19 protein-coding genes, 1 riboswitch and 1 other annotated feature are annotated in these 19,324 nt (G+C 39.3%); of the genes, 11 read left to right on the top strand and 8 right to left on the bottom strand.

What is annotated here, in order from left to right; all coding sequences use genetic code 11:
* The first annotated feature begins 4 nt into the window (after nt 1-4).
* Entirely contained in the window at nt 5-640 is a 636-nt protein-coding gene (locus tag G8782_RS10955) for a glyoxalase (RefSeq protein ID WP_172371022.1), read from the top strand.
* A 62-nt stretch (nt 641-702) separates the two neighbouring features.
* A complete protein-coding gene (locus G8782_RS10950; RefSeq protein ID WP_172371020.1) occupies nt 703-1,365 on the top strand; it encodes a GntR family transcriptional regulator in 663 nt (220 codons plus the stop codon).
* A 557-nt stretch (nt 1,366-1,922) separates the two neighbouring features.
* Here the strand turns inward: G8782_RS10950 and brnQ are convergent.
* The 3 genes from brnQ to G8782_RS10935 form a co-directional block, all read right to left on the bottom strand.
* Nucleotides 1,923-3,281 carry a branched-chain amino acid transport system II carrier protein gene (gene brnQ, locus G8782_RS10945; RefSeq protein ID WP_172371018.1) on the bottom strand — a complete coding sequence of 453 codons (1,359 nt, stop codon included), beginning with the start codon at nt 3,279-3,281 and terminating at the stop codon, nt 1,923-1,925.
* A gap of 196 nt (nt 3,282-3,477) precedes the next feature.
* Nucleotides 3,478-6,567: an AAA family ATPase gene (locus G8782_RS10940; protein ID WP_172371016.1), complete on the bottom strand. Its 3,090-nt coding sequence runs from the start codon at nt 6,565-6,567 to the stop codon at nt 3,478-3,480.
* Between the two features lie 2 nt (nt 6,568-6,569).
* Nucleotides 6,570-7,721: an exonuclease SbcCD subunit D gene (locus G8782_RS10935; protein WP_172371014.1), complete on the bottom strand. Its 1,152-nt coding sequence runs from the start codon at nt 7,719-7,721 to the stop codon at nt 6,570-6,572.
* Between the two features lie 141 nt (nt 7,722-7,862).
* Nucleotides 7,863-7,964: riboswitch (TPP riboswitch) on the top strand.
* 107 nt (nt 7,965-8,071) lie between these two features.
* Here G8782_RS10935 and tenA point away from each other — a divergent pair.
* The 4 genes from tenA to G8782_RS10915 are packed head-to-tail and all read left to right on the top strand — an operon-like array spanning nt 8,072 to nt 11,211.
* A complete protein-coding gene (gene tenA / locus G8782_RS10930) occupies nt 8,072-8,764 on the top strand; it encodes a thiaminase II (protein WP_172371226.1) in 693 nt (230 codons plus the stop codon).
* Entirely contained in the window at nt 8,751-9,500 is a 750-nt protein-coding gene (locus tag G8782_RS10925) for an ABC transporter ATP-binding protein (RefSeq protein ID WP_172371228.1), read from the top strand. Before tenA ends, G8782_RS10925 begins: the two co-directional genes overlap by 14 nt.
* Nucleotides 9,497-10,237 (top strand): ABC transporter permease, encoded by a 741-nt coding sequence (locus tag G8782_RS10920; protein ID WP_172371012.1) that lies wholly within the window; start codon nt 9,497-9,499, stop codon nt 10,235-10,237. The genes G8782_RS10925 and G8782_RS10920 overlap by 4 nt, the downstream gene beginning before the upstream one ends.
* Entirely contained in the window at nt 10,234-11,211 is a 978-nt protein-coding gene (locus G8782_RS10915) for an ABC transporter substrate-binding protein (RefSeq protein ID WP_246231639.1), read from the top strand. Before G8782_RS10920 ends, G8782_RS10915 begins: the two co-directional genes overlap by 4 nt.
* A gap of 254 nt (nt 11,212-11,465) precedes the next feature.
* On the opposite strand, the gene G8782_RS10910 is transcribed toward G8782_RS10915, so the two are convergent.
* Together G8782_RS10910 and G8782_RS10905 are read right to left on the bottom strand one after the other, a co-directional pair.
* Entirely contained in the window at nt 11,466-12,728 is a 1,263-nt protein-coding gene (locus tag G8782_RS10910) for a hypothetical protein (protein ID WP_172371010.1), read from the bottom strand.
* A gap of 63 nt (nt 12,729-12,791) precedes the next feature.
* Complete coding sequence (locus tag G8782_RS10905; RefSeq protein WP_172371008.1) at nt 12,792-13,166, bottom strand: nucleotide excision repair endonuclease; 375 nt, start codon at nt 13,164-13,166, stop codon at nt 12,792-12,794.
* Between the two features lie 280 nt (nt 13,167-13,446).
* On the opposite strand from G8782_RS10905, the gene G8782_RS10900 reads away from it, so the two are divergent.
* On the top strand, nt 13,447-13,995 hold the full coding sequence (locus G8782_RS10900) for a hypothetical protein (RefSeq protein ID WP_172371006.1): 549 nt from the start codon (nt 13,447-13,449) through the stop codon (nt 13,993-13,995).
* An 18-nt stretch (nt 13,996-14,013) separates the two neighbouring features.
* On the opposite strand, the gene G8782_RS10895 is transcribed toward G8782_RS10900, so the two are convergent.
* Nucleotides 14,014-14,214: a hypothetical protein gene (locus G8782_RS10895; protein WP_172371004.1), complete on the bottom strand. Its 201-nt coding sequence runs from the start codon at nt 14,212-14,214 to the stop codon at nt 14,014-14,016.
* A gap of 505 nt (nt 14,215-14,719) precedes the next feature.
* Nucleotides 14,720-14,995 (top strand) — a binding site (T-box leader).
* A gap of 100 nt (nt 14,996-15,095) precedes the next feature.
* Here G8782_RS10895 and G8782_RS10890 point away from each other — a divergent pair.
* The gene (locus G8782_RS10890) at nt 15,096-15,956 is read left to right on the top strand and encodes an SAM hydrolase/SAM-dependent halogenase family protein (protein WP_172371002.1); all 861 of its coding nucleotides are present in this window, start codon (nt 15,096-15,098) and stop codon (nt 15,954-15,956) included.
* Between the two features lie 102 nt (nt 15,957-16,058).
* Here G8782_RS10890 and G8782_RS10885 read toward each other — a convergent pair whose 3' ends face one another.
* Nucleotides 16,059-16,499, bottom strand: a complete 441-nt coding sequence (locus tag G8782_RS10885; RefSeq protein WP_172371001.1) for a hypothetical protein — start codon at nt 16,497-16,499, stop codon at nt 16,059-16,061.
* A 169-nt stretch (nt 16,500-16,668) separates the two neighbouring features.
* Nucleotides 16,669-17,079: a YkvA family protein gene (locus tag G8782_RS10880; RefSeq protein ID WP_172370999.1), complete on the bottom strand. Its 411-nt coding sequence runs from the start codon at nt 17,077-17,079 to the stop codon at nt 16,669-16,671.
* Nucleotides 17,080-17,272: 193 nt separating this feature from the next.
* On the opposite strand from G8782_RS10880, the gene G8782_RS10875 reads away from it, so the two are divergent.
* Genes G8782_RS10875 through arsC form a run of 3 tightly spaced genes read left to right on the top strand, consistent with a single transcriptional unit; the run spans nt 17,273 to nt 19,324 of the window.
* Nucleotides 17,273-17,593: an ArsR/SmtB family transcription factor gene (locus G8782_RS10875; protein WP_172370997.1), complete on the top strand. Its 321-nt coding sequence runs from the start codon at nt 17,273-17,275 to the stop codon at nt 17,591-17,593.
* Nucleotides 17,593-18,888, top strand: coding sequence for an arsenic transporter (locus G8782_RS10870; RefSeq protein WP_172370995.1), 1,296 nt, complete (start codon nt 17,593-17,595; stop codon nt 18,886-18,888). The genes G8782_RS10875 and G8782_RS10870 overlap by 1 nt, the downstream gene beginning before the upstream one ends.
* A 16-nt stretch (nt 18,889-18,904) precedes the next feature.
* A complete protein-coding gene (gene arsC, locus G8782_RS10865; protein ID WP_172370994.1) occupies nt 18,905-19,324 on the top strand; it encodes an arsenate reductase (thioredoxin) in 420 nt (139 codons plus the stop codon).

The following is a 19,324-nucleotide window of genomic DNA, read 5'->3' as shown; positions in this document are numbered from 1 at the left end:
AAAATTGCAGACGAATCGATTAAACGAATTGAAAGGTTTCTATCAAAACATTTTGGAGATGCCTTTGATTGACGAAGGGATTGACAGTTTCACATTACAAATTGGAAGTTCTGCTTTAACTTTTAAAGAGAGTCCCCTACCCGCTGCCTATCATTTTGCTATCAATATTCCCGGCACTCAAATTACCGAAGCGAAAAAATGGTTACAAGCCCGGGTCGAGTTGAATCTCGAGGACGGTAACGATGAAATTTATTATAAGAGTTTTGATGCTGATGCAATTTACTTTGACGATCCTGTTGGAAATGTTGTTGAGTTTATTGGGCGAAGAACGAAGAGCGGCGCCGGCGATTTTACACCCAATTCTTTGATGAATATTAGTGAAATGAGCATAACGACTCCCTATGTATCGGAGATTGCATTAAACCTGACAGACATCGGCGTAAATAGCCGTAACAATAACCCGATTGATCCGGACTCACTGAACTTTTTAGGAAAGGATGATACCTATATAATTCTTGTTCCACCGAATAGAAGATGGTACTTTTCCGATAAGTTTAGTGAAACATGTCCGTTGGAGATTGAACTCGTAAATGGTCATTCGATTTTGATTGATAAAAGAGGATTAATGCCAAATAGGTAGATAGTTCGACTATTTTACATGTATACTATAAGAAATGCCTTAAAACAGGATGGTGATAAAAAATGCCGATACCTTCTGATTACTCAAAACCGAAACGGAAGACAGCGAAAGAAACCGCCTTTAACCAAATTCAACAGTGGATTATTGACGGGACATTGCATCCGGGTGAAAAACTTTATGATACCGAACTTGCGAAAGCATTAGGAATTAGCAGGACGCCCGTCCGCGAATCACTGCAACTATTAGAAACACAAGGTTTCGTGGAAATGTTCCCGGGGAAAGCGACGCAAGTAACAGAGGTCAAGAAAGAATCGATTACCGATCTTCTCCCTCCCCTTGCTGCACTACAAGCATTATCTGCGGAACTTGCCATCCCTAATCTGACTGAAGAGCAATTAACATTACTCGAAGATACAAATAGCCGTTTTGCTGAAGTAATTGAGTCAGAGGATTACTTTTCTGCGTTGAAAATCGACGAAGAGTTCCATCAAATCATCGTTGACGCAGCAGACAATCCATATATTTTTTCAATAGTAGACTCGCTCCAAGCCCATGTTCGAAGACTATTCTTCCATAATTCGATTGTCTTAACCAGCAGTTCAATCGATGAACATAATGACATTATTAAATTAATGAGAGAACGGGATGTAGAGAGTGTTTCAACACTAATGCGAAAAAACTGGTTACGCGCGATCGAAAAATTTCGTTTGTTGAATGCTGAATGAAATCGGGATACGTGAAGTGGGCACTGAAAACTTAATAGGCTGTACTAAGAATACTCCATTAATAACGCTGCGGCGCTAGGGAAAGATTGAACTGTATCTTTTCCGCCCTTTATAGATGACATGTAAAGCGCCTTCGCTGGTATATTCCTGGAAGTCTATTGAGTTCTCTATTGTTTGAGAGTAATAATGTAACAATCTAAGAATTTTCCTTTGTAATTTCAGTAAATGAAGTAAAAGCCGCCTATTATAGACGGCTTTTTTAATTATACAGTTTTTTATAATTTGCTTGCATTCAAAGGGTTTTGCTTGCAAGTCGGGACCTTCTGCCCGCATAAAAACTGAGACTAGTTATAGACATCTAATAAACTTCATCTGTTTAGTGAAATTAGTTGATTGGAGTGGAAGGCGGCGCTCGTCCTCCCGGAACGGAGATCAACCGATCGATTAAATTGCAATAGTTGAATAAAGAATTGTTAGTTTACAGTAAATCTCCCCTCCTAAAAAATAAAAAGTCTGAGAGGCATATAGGAAATATCCTCTCAGACTTTTATTTGAGTTTATTGTGCATGCACCGTAGAGGTTCTAACTAAACGAACAAGCACTCCAGTAACAATCATAATCGCCAAGACTGGCAGCAACCAACCTAATCCTTCATCATAAAGCGGCAATACTTCCTTATAGAATTTAATAATCGGATTCATCCAACCGAAATTTTCTATCTCCAATAACGCACAAAGCGTTTTTAATCCGTCAATGACACTAATCATGAATGCGACAGCAGTCGCCGCAATATACACGACGCGCGAATGATTAAACAATGACGATGTAAACGTCAGTAGCATTAAAACTACTGCAAGTGGATAAAGGAACATCAATACTGGAATGGAATACGTAATAATATTCGTCAATCCAAAATTCGCAACCACGAGACAAAATGTCGTGAAAAATGACACAAACACTTTATAACTAATTTTAGGGATAAGCATATGGAAGTATTCACCACAGGCCGTAATCAACCCAATACTTGTCGTTAAACACGCAAGAAGAATGATCACGCCAAGCATGACAGAGCCAAATGTCCCCATATAATGCGTTGATGCACCGCTTAATACAGGTCCCCCATTTTCCATTAATCCAAGAACTTGAGTACTCGTTGCTCCCAAGTATGCTATTCCAACATAAAGAATCGCAAGGAAAGCTGTCGCAACTGCACCGGATTTTGCCGTAGCCATAAGTATCTCTCTTTTATTCGTAACGCCCATCGCCCGGATCGCGTTTATAACTATGATTCCGAATACCAGAGACGCCAGCGCATCCATCGTATTATAACCTTCCGTGAAACCCTTCATAAACGGCCCGCTAACATAAGCGTCCTGCGGCGATCCGATAGCACCCATCGGTTTCACAATAACCATTACCAGCATGACAAGAAGTAAAATTATGATTCCCGGAGAAAGATATTTACCTATGCGATCAACGATTTTTGCTGGATTTAGAGATAACCATAAAGTAATTCCAAAAAACAATAATGTAAATATGAATAATGCAAATTTCAAATTACCTTCACTTATAAAAGGTGCAATGGCAATATCAAATGCAACCGCGCCTGTACGCGGAGCTGCAAAAAATGGTCCGATTGTTAAATATAAAAGTGATGTGAATATGACTGCATAAAGCGGATGGACTCTACTCGCTAAGTCTTGTAAATTACGACTTCCCGAGAACCCCATCGCAAGAATTCCGAGGAAAGGCAGCCCTACACCTGTAATTAAAAATCCAATTATAGCCGGCCAAAGATTTTCCCCAGCATATTGTCCAAGTTCGGCTGGAAATATTAGATTCCCTGCGCCAAAGAATAATGCGAATAACATGACGCCAATAAGAAGATATGATGAAAATTTCAGTTTTGTTTGCATGATGTCTGTTCCTCCTAAGTTGTGCAGCTTGCCATATGCAATATATCGCTGTTTTCAATATTACTCCCCTTTGTGAAAAAATTCAATATGTTAGTGTAAATTAATATATACCAATTTTCTCCTATCCATTAATAATCGACAAAAAAAGCCCATTTACAGCTGTTTATGGCTGTAAATAGGCTTTTTAATTTTTAAGTTATTTTAATAAAAATCTCGTATTACTATGGCCTTCTCTAGATTTTCGAACTTCAAGAATTGCCGGGAATGCTGCTTTTAATTCTTCAACATGTGAAATTACACCGATGACACGCCCCGATTTTTGCAAATCGATCAATGTATCAATCGCTTTATTCAATGACTCTTCATCTAAAGAACCGAAACCTTCATCGATAAACATCGTATCGATAGAAACCGCGCCTTGGAAACTTTGAATAACATCCGCCATGCCAAGCGCTAAACATAAGGAAGCGTTAAATTTCTCTCCCCCGGATAGTGTTTTCACGTCACGCGTTTGTCCCGTATATGCATCATATACATCAAGACCCAATCCGCTTTGTCTCCCCCGGACTTCCTGGCGATCGCTGCGAATTAATTGGAACTGGCCATTTGACATTTCTCTCAGTCTTTCATTTGCAGATTGAATAATTTGCTCCAAATATTCTATTTGAATATAACGTTCGAATGATAATCGCAAACTGTTATGGCCTCGAACAACGTCGTAAAGATTCGAAACTTTACCATATGTTTTGTCAAGATTAGCTATTTTAATCGTTGATTCGTAAATATTATCTTTCAATCTCGTAATCGTTTTTTCAAAATCCAATGAACGATTATACTCTTTATAGGCCGTTTCATAGGCAATTTTTAAATCGATCAATGTTTTTTCTATCTCATTTAAATCCGTCTTTTCTAGCCCTTCAAGATGTTTAGTTAATTCTTTCATTGCTTCTCGTACAGCGTAATACTGTTGTTTGAAGTTATCAATTTCATTTTTCAATATCGTGCGAGAAGACTCATCAAGTTTAGCCGCTTGATAAGCCTCTTCGGTCGGAAATTCAGACTTGTCTAGTGCTTCAAGAAACCTTTTCTTAGCGTTGACTTTCTTTTCTTCAGCCTCAGATAAAGACGTTTTTGCATGAAGTTCAGCAGATTTACTTGAAGATAATTGATCTCGTCCTTCTTCACGCAGTTTTTGAATGGCTTCCCATGCGCGATCCATTTCACTTTTCTTCGTATTAAGCGCGTGGATTCTTTGTTCCAACACATTCAGCTCTCGAACATCTTCTGGAATTGTATTCAAAGTATGATTGAAAATCGCTTGTTTTGTTTCAAGGGACGCACTGCTTTCAAGAAATGCCCGCTCTAATTCGTTTTTAGCTAATAAGAGTTCATCGGTTGCTATACTTTGAGTGGATAATTTCTCCTTGAATTTTGAAAGCTGATTTCGAGCTTCACGAAGTTCTTTTACTTCTTCTTCCAAATGACTTTTCAATTCATGCAATTGAATGCTTGACTCGTTAATCGATTCAGCTTCAAGTTCAAAGCGAACAAGCTCTTCAGTTTTTCTCGTTAACTGGTTAAAGACACTTTGGTAGTTTGCATCGGCAGTCCGGTAGTCGCTTTCAATTTTTGCTAATTGTTTATTTGCCGCTTCAAGCTCATCTTTTGTCACGGCAATTTCACCGCGATGCGCTTTCTTCGGATGGTCCTTGCTTCCGCACACAGGACAATCTTCGCCGTCGTGAAGCATTTCAGCCAATGTTGCCGCTTCATTATTCAACCAATCTTGCGCCATTTCATCGTATTTATTACGGTAGGCTTCATAGGAGACTTCATGTTGACTTTTCTCTTTTTCAAGCTTAGATGCCTGCTCTTTCAGTGCAATGAACTCATCAATGACACGGCATTTTTCAGTAGTGCTAGTCAGCAAATCCACTTTTTCATCATACGTAATGAGCTTTTTTTCTAATTCTTCAACGCTATTTTTATATTGAGTTACTTTTTCGATTTCACTGGTTGCTTTTTCAACGGTTTCATTTAATTTGAGTTGGATTATGTCATGTTCCTTCTTGCTAACCGAAAGTGCTTTTTCTTTTGAAGCTAATTCCGTCACCTTAGGAAGTGTATCATTTAGACGAATCAAGCTTTCTGTTATTTTTTCTCGTTCAGGTTTTTTCGCTTCTTCGGCATGATACTGATTTTCGATTTTCACTAGTTTTTCTGAGAGAATTTGAACTTGCTCAGATGCTTTTCTGAGGTGATTGGTCTTCTCAGCAACTTCATTTTTCAACTCCGCGTACTGCACTTCGATTTGCTCAATAGAAGCCGCACGCTCCGCATCGCCGAGATGTTTTGATTTCTTTTCAAGAACCGGAATTTGTTTTGTAAGCTCCTCGTAGCGTTGCTTTCTCTTTTCCAATTCAACAAATTGATCATTAACATTTTTTGCTTTATGGTATTGCTCCAGCATTTTCGCATGATTTTTATTAGCTGCGACATATAAATTTTGATCATGAACCGTTTTTTCTTTGTAATACTGTAACTCTTCTTCTAGTCCGTCTACAATCTGATTTGCATTATGGTAGTCTGTCCTTAACACTTCAAAAATTGCGGAATCTCGTTCTGGTAACAATGAAGGGATTTGTTCTATGAAACTGTTTCTTTTTTGTTCTTCAGACAGCAACATTGCCTTCGCTTCCTGTTGTTTTCCTTTTAGTCGTTCAACAACTTCTCGGTAAGGCTCCGTCCTGAATATTTTGCGCATAATCGTTTCTTTATTTTCTGTATCGGAAGTAAGAAATTTCCTGAATTCTCCTTGGGGCAACATGACGATTTGACTGAACTGCGCTTGTGTAAATCCGATTAATTCTTCTGCTTTTTTATTGATTTCGGAAACGATTTGCCGATCGACCATCGGAATTTCTCCGTTCTCGGTTTGTTCATAAAACTCGCAACTAGCCGGTGTTTCGGTCTTATTTCCATCCTTCACATACGGAATTTGCCGCATGATCCGATACGTTCGATTGTGTATTTCAAATGTTAATTCGACTGTCGTTTGTGTATCACTTTCTGCAAAGTCGCTTCGCATCGCACGTATATCCGTCCGATCTTCTCCGCTTGCTTGCCCATATAACGCAAAACAAATGCCATCAAATATTGTTGTTTTTCCCGAACCTGTCGCGCCGGAAATCACGAATAATCGATTGTCCTCAAGTTCTCTGAAATCGACTGTTTCGGTTCCTTTATACGGTCCAAACGCCGTCATGGTCAATTTAACTGGTTTCAATGTCACCCCTCCTCCCGGTTCATGACTTCATATAGAACTTCTTCAAATAAGTTTTTCGTTTCTTCATCGACCGGTTCATTCATCATTTCTTTATAAAATCCGGTAAATAGTTGGATATCATCCTTCTTACCGTGTTCTGTTTTTGTCTCTCGATCAATACTCGTTTTCGGCATTAACATCTTCCGTTCAACATGCATCGCATTTGGATAAACCGAACGAATCTTTTCCATTGGAAATAAAACAGGCGTCTCGTCAAGAAGTTTCACAAAAACGTAATCCTCGCTGATTGGATGTTTCAGTATTTCTTCAATTGTTCCTTCAACAGTTCGCATATCCCTGTTGGGAATCAATTCACGTTTTTCAACAGTCGCATTTCCTTCACCATCTAATTCAACGATGAAAAAACCTTTATTATGATGCTCTTCTGAAATTGAATATTTAAGCGGCGATCCTGCGTAACGAATGGTTTCATTCAACACATAGTGGGCTTGGTGCAAATGGCCGAGCGCCGTGTAATGGAACATCTCAAACAATTGCGCTGAAACGTATTCCGCTCCTCCGATGGCGATGGGTCGTTCTGAATCACTCGTATTTTCTTCACTTTCACCGTGCGGCGTGACAAAAGCATGTCCAACAAATACATGACGCGCTTTGTCATCCATCTTCTCACAAATGCCTCCGGTGATTTTCTTCATTGCATCTTGGTGATTTGAAATTGTTTCATCCCCATGAAGATGTTTAATCACGGATGGATCTGCAAACGGCACAAGGTGAAAATGGACTTCGCCGAATTCGTCTTGTAGTACAACTGGTTCAATTTTTTTCGACACTTGTCCGGCAATAAAGTACCCATTCTTCTGCATAAGACTACTTCCGAAATGAAGGCGACCAGGGCTATCGTGATTTCCGCCAATTGCAATGGCAGGAATTTTCATGTCCATCACAATTTTCTCAAGTACTTCATCAAGCAATGCCACCGCTTCAGTTGGAGGAACAGCTCGGTCATATAAATCTCCTGCGATAACAATCGCATCGGGCTTTTCTATTTCAATCGCCTCGATGAATTGATTTAATATAAACCGTTGTTCGTCAGTCATATAAACTCCTTGAACGAGCTTGCCTAAATGCCAATCCGCCGTATGGAAAAATTTCATAGCTTACATCCCCCTTTATAACGCTTTCTTACTACTTTACAGTAAAACTGTTATTCCTTCTACCTTTCTTCCTATTACCAACCAATAACTTGACCTCCCAATTTCTATATGCTTATACTTAATAGAATCCAATTTCATAAGATCCACCACTAGGGGTGCTCGAAAAGAGCTGAGACTGGCGAATGCCTAACCCTTCAACTTGAACCAGATAATGCTGGCGTAAGGAAGAGGTGCTGACGAATAAATTCTACCCGTCTATTTTCGGCGATTAAATTTGACTGTCTACAACCCGCTTCTTCTTCAAGGAGTGGGTTTTTTGATTGGAAAAATTGTTAGGGAGAGTGTTTGAATTGAAATTCACTGACCGCTTGCATGAGAAGACATTACCAATTTGGAGGCAGAATCATAATCATCCATTTGTAAAAGGAATCGGCGATGGTACTGTTGATCAAGAAAATTTCCGGTTTTACATGGTGCAGGATTACTTATACTTAATCGATTACTCAAAAGTATTCGCGATCGGTGCCGTGAAAGCGGATGATGTCGAGACGATGGGGAAATTTGCTGGTTTACTTGAAGGAACATTGAACACGGAGATGGCACTTCACCGCAAATATGCTGCAAGATTCGGCATTTCGGAAGAAGAACTGGAGAACGCGAAACCCTCTCCTATTGTCCTTGCTTATACTCATTACATGTTGCACGTAAGCCAAAAAGGAACACTCGCAGAAGTTGTCGCCGCCGTTCTACCATGTGCTTGGAGTTATTGGGAAATCGGCAAAGAATTAAATGCGATCCCCGGGGCAGCAGATCACCCTCTATATGGCGACTGGATTCGCATGTATTCTTCTGAAGAATTCGGTGAGCTAGCAGGTTGGTGCATCGACTTGATGAATGAAGTCGCGGAAGGAAAACCAGAACATGAGCTACAAAAACTTGAAGAAATCTTTTTAAACACAACACGATTTGAATACATGTTCTGGGATATGGCGAACAACAAACAAATGTGGCCAGGCGTTGAAACTGCTGATGTTGGAATTTAACAAAGTTTCGTTTGGCTATGATGAAAATAGTAAAATACTGGACGAACTATCTTTTTCTGTTCGTGCAGGTGAATTTATTTCAATCATCGGTGTAAGCGGGTCCGGAAAAAGCACGATCTTCCGTCTTGTCACTGGGCTTGATAAGCCATTGGCTGGTGACATTACACTTGAAGGGAATAAAAATGGTGCACGGCTTGGACAAGTAGGTTATATGCCGCAACAAGATCTTCTTCTACCATGGAGAACGATTTTGGAAAACGCATTTTTACCACTTGAAATTAATGGTGTTGATAAACAAACTGCCTATAAACAAATCAAACCATTATTAAAAGAGTTCGGGTTGGAAGGCACAGATGATAAATATCCATCCGAGTTATCAGGAGGCATGAAACAGCGCGTTGCTTTTTTACGCGCAGTTCTTTCCGGAAATCCACTTCTTTTACTCGATGAACCCTTTTCCGCACTTGATGCGATCACGAAATTATCGATGCAGGAATGGTTGCTTGATCAATGGCAAAAAAGGAAGTCAACGATTTTATTCATCACCCATGATGTAGATGAAGCACTGTTTCTTTCAGACCGTATTTTTTTATTGAAAAATAAACCTGTGACCGCTATTGAGGAAATCTCGATTCCACTACGACGAGAACGAACGCGTAAAGATTTACATCGCCCTGACATGTTGGAATTGAAAGAGCGATTGCTAAGTACGCTGAGGAGTGAGGTTACATTATGAGAAATACGGCATCTTTATTGATAGTACTTGTGTTTTTAACCCTATGGGAAATTAGCGCAAGGTTAATTGATAAAGCATTCATCCTCCCATCCCCTGTTCAAATTTTAGTTCGCCTTTGGGAATTGAAAGATGTTCTATTTTTAGTCCATTTGCCAGTCACTTTATTGTCAATCGTCATCGGGCTTACATTTTCAATCATTTTAGGAACGGCAATTGCGGTTTGGATGTCTCAAAATGCTAGTGTTCAACGAGCAATCTATCCGATTTTAATTGCATCTCAAATGGTGCCAGTCATTGCGCTAGCACCCATTTTCGTACTTTGGCTCGGCTACACAATATGGAGCAAAGTCGCTGTGGCAGTTTTAATCACATTTTTCCCCATTACAGTGAACGCCTTCGACGGATTATCCTCCGGAAAAAGGGAAACTGAGGAATTGTTTTTAACGATGGGTGCTACGAAAAAAGACGTTTTCTTAAAATATTCTGTACCCATTGCACTTCCCCACTTCTTTTCAGGATTAAAAGTAGCCGTAACCCTGAGCGTCATTGGTGCAGCAATTGGAGAATGGCTAGGCGCACAAGCTGGGCTAGGTTATTTCAGTCGACGAATGATGACGCAATTCGACGGAGCGGCTGTATTTGCACCGATTTTCGTTCTAACTTTTGTAGGAATTCTATTATTTGTTTGTGTGGCTTACATTGAAAAACGCATGCTAAATTGGAGGACAAAAAGTTGAAAAATCTTAAAGTGATTTTAGGAAGCATCTTGCTTTTATTCGTATTAAGCGCTTGTAATAAGGATGAAACAGAAAAAGTGAGCATTATGCTCGATTGGTATCCGAACGCTGTACATAGTTTTCTTTACGTGGCTGAAGAAAAAGGCTATTTCGAAGAGGAAGGAATTGAACTGGATATTCAGTTCCCGGCTAATCCAACAGACCCGATTAACTTAGCCGCCGCTGGGAAAGTGACGATGGGCATCACGTATCAACCAGATGTCATCATCGCGAAAACGGAACAAGATATTGCGGTGAAATCGGTTGGCGTACTCGTTCGATCCCCGCTCAATCACCTCGGCTTTTTAGAAGAGAGCGGCATTAAAACTCCAAAAGATCTCGAAGGAAAAACAATTGGGTTCACCGGGATTCCCCTAAATGAAGCAATGGTCGAAACGATGATGGAAACAGACGGTGCAGATTTCAACTCTGTTAATATGGTAGATGTCGGCTTCGAATTAAGTTCATCGATTGTTTCCGAAAAAGCTGATGCGGCAATCGGAATGTATATCAATCACGAATTTCCAATGCTTGAATATGAAGGATACAGTCCTGGACATATAGACCCGACTGATTACGGGGTCCCCTCGTTCTACGAACTCCTAGTCGTAACGAGTGATGATACTTGGGCTAAAGAACAAGATAATATCGAAGCGTTTTGGCGTGCGGCTAGAAAAGCGTTCGAGGACATGGAAAACGACCCTGATGAAGCACTGACTACCTTGTTGAAACACCAAGACAAAGCGAACTTCCCTCTTATAGAAGAAGTGGAGAAAGAATCGCTATCCATCCTACTTCCGAAGATGAAATCAAGTGGCAAATTTGGCGATCAAGATGAAGAAGTGTGGAAAGTCACTGCGGACTGGATGATGAAAGCAGGGTTACTTACCAAAGAAGCTAATTTGGATGGGATATTTGTTAATGTAGAAAAATGAACTAGTAGTGTGTGAAGAGTTTATTACCGGTACGGGCTAAGTTGTGACCGTTGCTCGGCACTTTATTCCCGTTGCTCAATGGTTTATTCCCGTAACGAAAACTGCCTAAAGTTTATTACCGGTACGGGCTGTGTTGTGATCGTTGCTCGGCACTTTATTCCCGTTGCTCTATGGTTTATTCCCGTAACGGACTTCCAAGGCTCGAGGCAAAAAAACTGGCAACCACCGTATAAAAGTGGTTGCCAGTTTTGTCATTAAAAATCAGTTAAAGGAACAATCTCCCCTGTTACCGCATTAACACCTTCTGCGGCATCGAGTAAGCCGCAAAGAATATATTTTTCCGTAACGGTATCGTATACATAAGTCGGTGTGAGCGAAATATATGACACTAACTTTTCAAACGCATCTTCATGAGATACGACTGCTTTTTCAGCAGGTTCGAATGTGTCGAAGATCTCGAACACTTCCCCGTTATCTACGTAATTTAGTAAGGTCATCGTTTCTGGATTGATTAAAACGACGAGTTGCCGATTGAATACTGACGTAGCAGTTTCATCCATGCTGCAAGTTGCTTTTATAAAATGTTCAAGTCGTTGAAGCGTATCAATTTTCCACATGCCCGATTCCTCTGGAAACTCTGAACGAAAGACATCGCGAACGACATCTTTAGATTTTTCGATTTGATCCGTTGTCACCACTAGTTTTTCTTCAATGCCTTTACCTTCAAAAGCCTCGTCAGCAGTAGCTTCCGAAACTAAATCGACATGCCCGCGCACTAATTCTCCAGTGAACGGTTCTGTCCATTCGATCACTTCATCCACTTTCACTTCTTCTCGTTCATGATCTAAGAATGGAATAACACGAGATCCGTCTAAAGTTACATAGACCTCTTCCATTGCATAAACAGGGACGAATTTCTTTTCGGCTTCTACTGGAAAATTGACTAATTGCAGTTGTTTTCTTACAATCGGTTCAATTTCCTCGAGGGTTAATGTGAATTCCGCCAACTCAAGATCTTCAGTAGTTGGAATTGGATCAAATAAATTATAAGTTGTCAGTTTCCCATCGTTATCAAACTCAACATCAATCATTCCAACTGGCGTTATTTCAACGTCACGGATGTTCGGAATGAAATGAAAGCCGTTTTCAAGAACTTCTGTCATCACGAAATCGTTGCCATATGTTAATCCTGTTTCTGACTCAATCCAATTCCCGACTTCTTCCTCGGTTTTATTCGGAAAATGAGATTTTGTTGCGAAAGATTTATCTTCTACAAAAATAACACTTTCAACAAATTCTTTTTGGATATTATAGTCAACAATCGCTGTTCCTGCGGGATTTAGATCTTCCTCTATCTCCCCTGAAATCTCATTCGGGAAAAATTCCATATTAAATTTATAAAACGCTTCCCCTAAACTATTTCGTTCTTTATGAATTGAATACGTTTCTAGTTTGTAGGCATCGAGTCCGAACTTCCCTCTAATATCGTCAACAATCTTCATTAAACGCTTGTCCATGTAGTCACCTTTTTCATATATAGTAGAAAAAAGCTGAGTGCATAGAGCAATCAGCTTTTTATATTATTTATAATATACTTTATCTACATTGTATTTCGCAAATTGCGTGTTGATAATATACGTTTCTAAAATATCGCGTTCCATCGGCTCTTCCACAAACATAATCTCTATTTTATTTACTTCATCGCGGTGGTTCTTAAGCGGCGAGACATTATCATCAAAATGCTTACGTACTCGTTGACGAAGTTTACGTGCTTTGCCCACGAATAGTAATTCATCTTTATTATTATAAAATAAAATGAGACCGCCTTTATCACGCGGAATTTCGTGGAGATCAATAAATCCATATACAGGCTTTATCTTCGGTGCATCGCTATTCTCATCTTGTTTTCGTTGAACGATTGTAATATCAGGATTTGGTACTTTGATTGTAATCAATTCACTTTCACGTCCTCTTCTATACTAGAGCTAAATATTACCACAAAACACTATAAAAAGCGAAGGACAGCAATCATTTCGATTAGCTGTCAAAAAAAAGAAAGTTGAAGTAGAAACAGATTGAAAATGAAGATGCGTACTGTCTGACACGCTTTTTTAGACAGTATACCTTTTGACTTTTTTGTAACGATTAATATTTCTCAAGATTAAGTAACAAGGAAGAGACTTTCCTAGTACTATAGAGGTAAGCGTTAATATTATAAAAGGGGGGGAATTTATTTTGAAAAGATTTTATATATTTATTTTTTCTCTCTTGTTATTCCTTTCGATCCCGAGTGTTTCATCCGCTGAAGAGTTATCATTAGACGGTTTAGAAGAATATAAATTTGGTTACTTTAAAAGTAGCATCGAAGTAGAATCATCTGCATATGATCAGAATCATCTAGATCGTAGCGCTTCTGGCAATGTACCATTAGGAATTTCACCTAATAGTACTAGCTGGAAAAGAGTCACCTGGCACCAGGATGCATATAGTAGAGTCGATGTACATTTATTTAGATTTACGTATCAAGTTTACTGGGAATGGAATGGTAGTCGGATAACAAGTGTAACTAGAACTTCTACTCCTTCTGTATATGCTCCCGGATGGAAATATGAAAAACTAACTACTAATACTGGTTATTACTATAATAACAATCAAAATTATTATACTTTAAGACAAGGTCACTTCCGTTTTGGCGCGGGTCCTTGGGATATCCAACATATGTATCCTTGGATTGAATATGATCTCAAAAGAGGAGGAAGTTTTTCATATGCTAGAGGGTTTTAATTCGGATAATGTGAAAGATTATAATTCGAGTATTATATTTTCTTTGGCTTCTTTGGGGATAGCATTAGTAGCTTCAATTTTTGTTATTATTTTTGCACCTTCAGGGATACTTCTTGGCATTATTGGAGTTTTATCCTCAATAGGTTCCTTACAGTCTGCTAAAAACACTAAAAATGAACACTCAAAGAGAATTTCTATTACTGCTCTATGTATTTCCATAGTTATAATTGCATCAAGTACACTATATCTAATTCTTTTTACTGCTGTTATCCCTAGTGTTTGATTATTTCATTTCTTTTCTTGAAGTGAAAACTTGAAAAACAATTCTGCGAATTTATTTTCAAGGGTCTAGGCGTTACGGTTATCGGAGGTTTGACAAGTTCAACATTACTCAAAATGATATTCGTACCGATTGTTTTATAAGTTTTTACGTAAGTTCCGAAAAAAGAAAGTTGAAGCAGTAACAGATTAAAATGAAGATGCGTGTCACGATGATTACTTCGTGACACGCTTTTTTGTTCATTATTGTGAAATCGCTTGAGCTAAAGTACCGACTTGCAAGCAAATATCCCGAAACAATCAGGATATTATTATTATGTTATCACTCGCGACACTTCATACTCCACCCTCTACTTAAATGGACGAATCATAAAACACTTTCTATAATAAATCTTCAAAAACATTTGACAATCTAATTTATGTCGTGTAAATTAATAATCAATACTTAAAAGCGTTGAAGAGAAAAGTAAAATGTTCGATTTTTTAACAGAAAGCTTCGGTAGCTGAAAAGAAGCAAAAAATCTTTCATTTGAACAATGGCCTCTGAGCTCTGAGTTGAACATGCAGCGAACTGCATAAGTAGATGTCAGCGGGAGTTGGTTCCCGTTACCAAAACCACAGTCTAGAATTCATCAATATAGAATTCTGTACTTGTTGAGGTTGCTTACGTGAATAAGCAACGAATAAAGGTGGTAACACGAGAGATGATCTCGTCCTTTTCAATCGCAGGATTGATTTGGGCGGGATTTTTTAATTCCCTTTTTACTCCCCAAGAATGTTCAGCACTTATAAAAGTAAATAACAACAAGGAGTGGTTTAAAATGACAAAAGGTTTATTAGTTTTTCAATCAGACTTTGGTAAGAGCGATGGTGCTGTAAGCGCAATGCACGGGGTGGCAAACACAGTTCAACCTGGCATCCCAATCTTTGAAATTACGCATCAAATTCCCCAGTACAATTTATGGGAAGCATCTTACCGCCTGCTACAGACGATTAGCTATTGGCCGGAAGGAACTGTATTTGTATCGATTGTCGATCCGGGGGTTGGTTCAGATCGTCGTGCAGTTGTCGCTAAAACTGAGAATGGACAATATATTATAACGCCAGATAATGGCACGTTAACACATGTTAAACAATTCATCGGAATAACCGAAGTTAGAGAAATTGATGAGTCCGTAAACCGTCTTCCGAATTCCGGTGAATCTCATACATTCCATGGCCGAGATATTTTCGCTTACACGGGTGCTCGACTTGCATCAGGCGTAATCAGCTTCGAGAATGTCGGATATTCGTTCAATCCGACCGAGATTATTTCATTACCGCTTAAAAATTCATCGATTGAGGATGAAGTCATTACAGGAAACGTCGATATTATCGACAGACCGTTCGGTAATCTTTGGACGAATATTAGCCGTGAACAATTCAGAGAAATTGCTGAGCAATATGGAGATTCTTTTGAAGTGACCATATCGACCGACGGACGCACAATTTACAACAACATCATGACATACGGCCGTTCGTTTGCGGATTTGCATATCGGTGAACCGCTAGTCTATGTAAACTCACTCGACAATATCGGGATCGCCATCAACCAAGGTTCCTTTGCAGATGCTTACCGCATCGGAACGGGAACTAATTGGGAGGTAATCATTCGTAAAGCCCCGCGTATTGTTTATGAATAAAATGAAACTTCAATCGGTGGGGACGGTCTTCTCCCCCAAAAGCTTCCCCAAAGAAGAATACAGTTCAAATTCTTCCCCGCCGATTGTTAGTTCGATATTGCACTAATCCAATACTTCCACCCATAATGAATCCTGATTATTAGGTAATTTGAAGATATATTGTCCATTAATGAATTGAGGTGTAGAGGAAGTATTTGTAGTGCGGATAAACCCTGCTTCAAGAAAATTCCCACCAGAACTTAAACTCGAAGTAGTGGTTGGGTTTCCTACACCAAAGGCTTCTAAAACACCCCATTTCTTTCCTTTCTTTTCAATATACGCTGCATAATATTCGAGTTCGTTTTCATTCAAAGCAGTTGCTCTGAAAATAGAAATCTTTTGTTCGTTATTTATATCTACCAATTGAATGTCCTTCATATTTTGGACAAAAACTGTTTCTAATTTTTCTATCGCTTCATCTGGTGTATCACCTATAAAAGCTTTTTCATCATTGCAGGAAACTAAAAATAAACTACTTAAGATGATTAATAGATACTTCCTCATATCATTCCTCCTGTCCCGTACTATAGTTTATTCTACAAATTTTCATGAAGACCTTTTTACACTATCATTTTAATTAATGGACTCGTTGCGTTCCATTTTTAATAAGCTCAACTGACAGGTTTATTCAAAATAAAAAAGCTTTCGCAGGTTCAAACCCGGCGAAAGCTTTTTAAATTTCTATATTTGATGTATCCTTGAAAAATCCTTCTAATTTCTGTTTAGCTTTATTTTTAATATCATCATCAATATGCGAAACAACTTTATAAACGGCTGTTGCAATCACAGTCGCGTCGTCTGCTAGACCTACTGCAGGTATGAAGTCCGGAATGAGGTCTACTGGAAAGATGAGATAGCTTAGCGCCCCGACAATAATCATTTTCGATGATTTCGGAACTGCTGGATCTTTGGCCATGTAATACAGAAGCAAGCAATAATAAACTGTCTTTTCCCCCGCTTGTTTTCCAAATTTCTTTAATTTACTCCAGAATCGATTATCAGAATAATGGTTGTCCATATTTTGAATGACTTTCTCGGAATCCATTGTTTTCAATAGTTCCTCGTAATCTTTTTTCTTCGACATTTCGAAACCTCCTATCGATAAACCCTTTAGTCAATAGTACACCGAAATGTGTGGCATGTCATTCGACACCATTTATTCAACAATGGTGTGTTTTATTCATTAAGCAAGAAAAATCTCTTGACTGTATAAGCAACCACTTATATAGTTATCAATGTAATAAACATAAACTAATTATATATATAAGGAGTTGCTTATGAATCATTCCGAACTCGAAAATTATTTGAAAGCAATTGGCGAAGGAACTCGTTTGAAGATTTTAAAGTTTATCATCGACGGTCCACTCTGTATTTGCGATCTAATCGAAACACTCGACATGTCGCAACCCGCTATTAGTCAGCATATGCGCAGACTCAAAGAGGAAAATATCGTATTGGATGAAAAACGAGGCAGATGGACGTATTGGTCACTTAATGCGAAACACCCGCAATATCCGATATTATTGCATCTTCTCAGTCTTCTCCCGACGTTAGAATTACTCAAACACCCCTGCACCAATGAAACGGAGGAGCGCTAATGTCAGTTATGTTTGCTGCACTTATCTTTATTATTACACTAATCTTTGTGATTTGGCAGCCTCGAGGATTGTCGATTGGATGGTCTGCGATTGCCGGTGCTTGTATCGCACTCCTCGCAGGTGTCGTTAGCTTGAATGATGTATGGGACGTTACCGGAATTGTTTGGAACGCTACTTTGACTTTCGTTGCACTCATCATTATTTCGCTTATCCTTGATGAAATAGGATTTTTCGAATGGGCTGCACTCCATATGGCGCGTTTCGCAAAAGGTAGCGGGTTAAGGATGTTTTTCTTGGTTACGCTGTTAGGTGCAGTTGTATCTGCTTTATTCGCGAATGACGGTGCCGCGTTAATTCTGACACCCATCGTGCTTGCGATGGTCCGGGCACTTGATTTCAAAGATAAAATGGTACTGCCTTTCATAATGGCTTCGGGTTTTATCGCGGATACAACTTCGTTACCATTTGTCATCAGCAACCTTGTGAATATCGTATCTGCAGATTTCTTTGGAATCGGTTTTACTCAATATGCAGTTCGAATGATTGTACCGAACTTATTCAGCCTCGCTGCGAGTATGCTCGTCTTGTATTTATATTTCGGCAAATCAATACCAAAACATTTTGATGAAAAACTGTTAAAAAATCCAGCAGATGCATTGAAAGATGTGAAATTATTTAGGATTTCATGGTTCGTTCTCGGAATTTTACTTATTGGTTATTTCCTAAGTGAAACGATAGCCGTACCTGTATCATTCATCGCTGGAGCAGTTGCAATCATCTTTCTTTTCATTGCACGAAAAAGTCATGCTGTTCAAACTGTCACAATATTGAAAGGTGCACCTTGGGCGATTGTTTTCTTTTCCATCGGTATGTATGTTGTCGTCTACGGACTTCGAAACGCAGGGCTGACATCCATTCTTACGAGTTTAATCGAATGGACAGCGAGCCACGGCTTATACGCCGCAACAATCGGGATGGGCTTCATCGCCGCATTCTTGTCGTCATTTATGAACAATATGCCGACAGTTATGATCGATGCGCTTGCGATAAGTGACGCGAATGTACCTGAACAAGTTCGAGAACTGCTTATTTACGCTAATGTCATCGGTTCGGATCTTGGTCCAAAAATGACGCCGATCGGTTCCCTTGCCACACTTCTATGGCTCCATGTATTGAACACAAAAGGTGTCAAAATATCATGGGGGTACTATTTCAAAGTTGGGATTGTCTTAACGATTCCAACATTATTCATCACACTTACAGGCCTATATTTATGGCTGCAAATTTTAAACTAAGAGAGGAAGCAAAATCATGAACAAAAAAACACTTTATTTCTTATGCACTGGAAATTCATGTCGCAGTCAAATCGCGGAAGGGTTCGGCAAACAAATTTTAGGCGAATCATTCGATGTGTATTCAGCCGGAATCGAAGCACATGGGCTTAATCCGAAAGCTGTTAAAGCAATGAACGAGGTAGGCGTCGACATAAGTGGACAAACTTCGGATTTGATTGATCAAGAAATTCTTAATAAAGCGGATTATGTGATTACACTTTGCGGCGACGCAGACGACAACTGCCCTGTAACCCCAGCGCATATCACCCGCTGGCATTGGGGCTTCGACGATCCCGCTCGTGCAGTCGGCACTGAAGAGGAAAAATGGGCAGTGTTCCAAAGAGTGCGTGATGAGATAGAAAAGCGTATTCAAGAGTTTGCAACTACAGGAAAATAA

The sequence above is a fragment of the Sporosarcina jiandibaonis genome (assembly GCF_013184495.1).
Lineage (GTDB): Bacteria > Bacillota > Bacilli > Bacillales_A > Planococcaceae > Sporosarcina > Sporosarcina jiandibaonis.
Note: the sequence above shows the minus strand (reverse complement) of the source record. Positions and strands in the feature narration are given on the sequence as shown.